The sequence below is a fragment of the Streptomyces sp. NPDC043853 genome (assembly GCF_056436025.1).
The window spans coordinates 1-2,077 of sequence record NZ_JBWKDJ010000027.1 but is presented as its reverse complement, the minus strand read 5'-3'; the positions used below and the strand labels follow the sequence as shown (position 1 = coordinate 2,077).

At 57.6% G+C, this 2,077-nt stretch carries 1 rRNA gene (cut by a window edge); it reads right to left on the bottom strand.

The features are described from left to right. Positions 1–1,934 (bottom strand): 23S ribosomal RNA (locus tag AC067U_RS36820); it reaches 1,272 nt to the left of the window's first position. Positions 1,935–2,077 lie beyond the last annotated feature (143 nt).

The following is a 2,077-nucleotide window of genomic DNA, read 5'->3' as shown; positions in this document are numbered from 1 at the left end:
TCCATCACCAGGCGTGGCCCCCCTTCTCCCGAAGTTACGGGGGCATTTTGCCGAGTTCCTTAACCATAGTTCACCCGAACGCCTCGGTATTCTCTACCTGACCACCTGAGTCGGTTTAGGGTACGGGCCGCCATGAAACTCGCTAGAGGCTTTTCTCGACAGCATAGGATCATCCACTTCACCACAATCGGCTCGGCATCAGGTCTCAGCCTTAACGTGTGACGGATTTGCCTACCACACGGCCTACACCCTTACCCCGGGACTACCACCGCCCGGGCTGGACTACCTTCCTGCGTCACCCCATCGCTTACCTACTACCACCTTGGATCAGCGGCTCCACCACTTTCCATTCCCCGAAGGGTCCGGAACGGCTTCACGGCCTTAGCATTAATGGGCTCGATATTGGGCGTTTCAAAGCGGGTACCGGAATATCAACCGGTTGTCCATCGACTACGCCTGTCGGCCTCGCCTTAGGTCCCGACTTACCCTGGGCAGATCAGCTTGACCCAGGAACCCTTAGTCAATCGGCGCAAGAGTTTCTCACTCTTGTATCGCTACTCATGCCTGCATTCTCACTCGTGAACCGTCCACAACTGCCTTCCGGCGCTGCTTCACCCGGCACACGACGCTCCCCTACCCATCACAGCACCCGTTGGGGCTATTGCTGCAATGACACGACTTCGGCGGTACGCTTGAGCCCCGCTACATTGTCGGCGCGGAATCACTTGACCAGTGAGCTATTACGCACTCTTTCAAGGGTGGCTGCTTCTAAGCCAACCTCCTGGTTGTCTCTGCGACTCCACATCCTTTCCCACTTAGCGTACGCTTAGGGGCCTTAGTCGATGCTCTGGGCTGTTTCCCTCTCGACCATGGAGCTTATCCCCCACAGTCTCACTGCCGTGCTCTCACTTACCGGCATTCGGAGTTTGGCTAAGGTCAGTAACCCGTGAAGGCCCATCGCCTATCCAGTGCTCTACCTCCGGCAAGAAACACACGACGCTGCACCTAAATGCATTTCGGGGAGAACCAGCTATCACGGAGTTTGATTGGCCTTTCACCCCTAACCACAGGTCATCCCCCAGGTTTTCAACCCTGGTGGGTTCGGTCCTCCACGAAGTCTTACCTCCGCTTCAACCTGCCCATGGCTAGATCACTCCGCTTCGGGTCTAGAGCGTGCAACTCAATCGCCCTATTCGGACTCGCTTTCGCTACGGCTTCCCCACACGGGTTAACCTCGCTACACACCGCTAACTCGCAGGCTCATTCTTCAAAAGGCACGCAGTCACGAGAAGCCCGAAGGCTTCCGACGCTCCCACGGCTTGTAGGCACACGGTTTCAGGTACTATTTCACTCCGCTCCCGCGGTACTTTTCACCATTCCCTCACGGTACTATCCGCTATCGGTCACCAGGGAATATTTAGGCTTAGCGGGTGGTCCCGCCAGATTCACACGGGATTTCTCGGGCCCCGTGCTACTTGGGAGATGAGCAAGCAAGCCGTACAGATTTCAGCTACGGGGGTCTTACCCTCTACGCCGGACCTTTCGCATGTCCTTCGCCTATCCATACGGTTTCTGACTCGCCCAGCCGCCGGCAGACGACTGAAGCTCATTCCCACAACCCCGCATGCGCAACCCCTGCCGGGTCTCACACGCATACGGTTTGGCCTCATCCGGTTTCGCTCGCCACTACTCCCGGAATCACGGTTGTTTTCTCTTCCTGAGGGTACTGAGATGTTTCACTTCCCCTCGTTCCCTCCACACTGCCTATGTGTTCAGCAGCGGGTGACAGCCCATGACGACTGCCGGGTTTCCCCATTCGGACACCCCCGGATCAAAGCTCGGTTGACAGCTCCCCGGGGCCTATCGCGGCCTCCCACGTCCTTCATCGGTTCCTGGTGCCAAGGCATCCACCGTGCGCCCTTAAAAACTTGGCCACAGATGCTCGCGTCCACTGTGTAGTTCTCAAGCAACGACCAGCCACCCATCACCCGAATCCGAAGACTCGGTTCACTGGGGCCGGCGTCGAAGGTCCAGCCGAATCGGCCGTACCTTCAGGACCCAACAACGTGCCAAGCAC